The organism is Burkholderia sp. AU45388 (assembly GCF_030481585.1).
GTDB lineage: Bacteria > Pseudomonadota > Gammaproteobacteria > Burkholderiales > Burkholderiaceae > Burkholderia > Burkholderia sola.
This window is the reverse complement of the sequence record NZ_JAUJPV010000059.1, coordinates 1-2,310: the sequence shown is the minus strand read 5'-3', so window position 1 is coordinate 2,310 and position 2,310 is coordinate 1. Positions and strand designations below refer to the sequence as shown.

Here is a 2,310-nt window from a genome sequence, read left to right as displayed (position 1 = left end):
CGTACGCCTTCGCTTCCCCGCCGAACTTCTTCGTCAGAACCGTCGTGATCGCTGCCGTCAGCGTCGTCTTGCCGTGGTCAACGTGACCAATCGTACCAACGTTCACGTGCGGCTTGGTCCGCTCAAACTTTTCCTTGGCCATTTTCAACTCCCAAAAGGAATTTCACAGGTTGCGCCGCGCGCAAACAAGACACTGACTTTTTACTGCTGGTGCCCATGGGCAGGATCGAACTGCCGACCTCTCCCTTACCAAGGGAGTGCTCTACCACTGAGCCACATGGGCGCTACGCTTCAACTTAGCGGTCTGGAGCGGGTGAAGGGAATCGAACCCTCGTCGTAAGCTTGGAAGGCTTCTGCTCTACCATTGAGCTACACCCGCACGGGCCACTAACGATTCCTTGCCGCTCACTGCGCTGATATCTTGGTGGAGGAGGTTGGATTCGAACCAACGTAGGCGTAAGCCAACAGATTTACAGTCTGCCCCCTTTAGCCACTCGGGCACCCCTCCGTAGAGAACTGACGATTATGGGGGTGCATCACGCTCCTGTCAAGCACATCCGGAAGATTATTTTCACTTTCTTCCCGACTTCTGCTTCCCGCCGATCCCGCCCTCGCCCGGCTAAGGCAAGCGCGAGATGTTGCCGACCGGCGCCACATCTTCGTCAGACTCCGCCTTCAACGCCGATCTGCATCCGCGCTAAAAACGAAAGACCGCCATCATACGGCCTCTTTCGCACAATGCCAAGCGGGTAGACACAAAATTTCGGCAAATTTCGTGCCGGGCGGCTTTGATGAGCCGGCTGGCGGTTGTTTGCGGGAGGGTCGGGACGCTTCCGGCTCCGAATAAAGCGCCCTGCAGCGGAGCCGCGGATCGCCTGGCGTCGATTGCTGCGGGTCCCGCGTATGGGCAAGACCTTCACCGTTCCGGCGATTGCAGCGGGCCGGCTCCGTCATCGAATTCGGTCGCTGCTGCGTTCCTTCGCGGCTTCATCGGAACGCACGATACCGTCCGGAATTACTCTCCTACGCTAGTGCAAATCGCCGAGCGCCCGCTTGCTCTGAAACGACATTCTTCGCGGTCGCAACCGGACGCAGCAGAGCGCCGGCAAGCACCCCGGTGCCGCACGAGGCCGACCGGGACGATCCGACTTCAGGCCCTGGCTAACGGCTTCGCCACGAGGACCAAGAGGTATGCCCGGCGCCTGGGGTTCATCAACAGTTGAAGGCCGCACTCGATGCCGGGTACACGGGTTGGCGGTCGTCGTGCAGCGCGCACAACCGGTGAATCAGCACGCGCTGGTCCGGCGACGTCCCGCAGGATACATCCGGCAATTCTGCGGGCTTTGCGATGCTTGCAGCCGCTACTCGGCAACGACGTGCGCGAGGTCCGGCAGTCCCCATAACGTCGCTACCGCCGCGCCAAATGATCCTTCCGCTCGACGCCTTACGCCCCTTCGTTGAGGCCACCTAACCCCGCTCGCCGGCTTATCGCGGCAAATCCTCGGCGTACAGCCGACATCGCAACTGGTCGTGCGCCTCGCCCGCCTTGCCCAGCTGAACGCGACTATCCGCACCGGATTCGACGCAGGCACCTCTCGCCGCACCTCATGCGCCCGAAGTCGTTACAAAACCGATATGTGGCGTCAAAGCGTCGACATCCAACGTGCGCTGTCCGTGTCCGGCAATGCTCGAGCTGATGCGGGATCAAGGTCCAAACACGGCGCACCCGCGTTCACCTGTCGGAGCCCCCCCCCATTCGGCGACCCGAGTACGATACGCGCCGAACGCCTCCAGGCGTCGGCGCAGACAGCACATAGTTCAAGCCGATGGGTGAATGGCAAAACCGCGTGGGCGGTGCAGCCTGTTCGCTCATCGAGGAAATTTACGCGTTAAAGGGCAGTGGACGAGCGGATGTCGAAAGGATCCGCGCCGATTTTGGTCTTGTCCGAGCCGCTATACACACGGCGCTGCCGGCCCCTTGGTCGGGTCGCTTTGATCAAAGTCAAGAGGACGAGATGGCGGACTGCAGGAAGCGGAAGGTGGGTCGCACGATCGCGCTTGACGATACGCAGCGAGGAGCCAAGAGCGGTCTTGACCGAGGATACGAGCAGTAATCGTCGGAATCGCCGGAGATGGAAGCGAGGGAGGGAGTTTGATGTTGCGATGGCTTGCGTCAGGGGCAGGCCGACGGACGTAGCCTCGGTAACGCTTCGCTGCGCGCTTTTTAGGACGCTGAAATGCAAAAACCCCCGCCTTGTCGGGCGGGGGTTCTTGGCTAAGGGAGCCTGACGATTACCTACTTTCACACGG

At 60.9% G+C, this 2,310-nt stretch carries 1 protein-coding gene and 3 tRNA genes; all 4 read right to left on the bottom strand.

What is annotated here, in order from left to right; translation table 11 throughout:
• The coding region (locus QZM72_RS35390) for a GTP-binding protein (RefSeq protein WP_233345785.1) at window positions 1-142 on the bottom strand (142 nt) is incomplete at its 3' end.
• A gap of 66 nt (window positions 143-208) precedes the next feature.
• Window positions 209-283, bottom strand: a tRNA-Thr gene (locus tag QZM72_RS35385).
• 22 nt (window positions 284-305) lie between these two features.
• A tRNA-Gly gene (locus QZM72_RS35380) sits at window positions 306-379 on the bottom strand.
• Between the two features lie 43 nt (window positions 380-422).
• Window positions 423-508 (bottom strand) — tRNA-Tyr (locus QZM72_RS35375).
• Window positions 509-2,310: the final 1,802 nt, after the last annotated feature.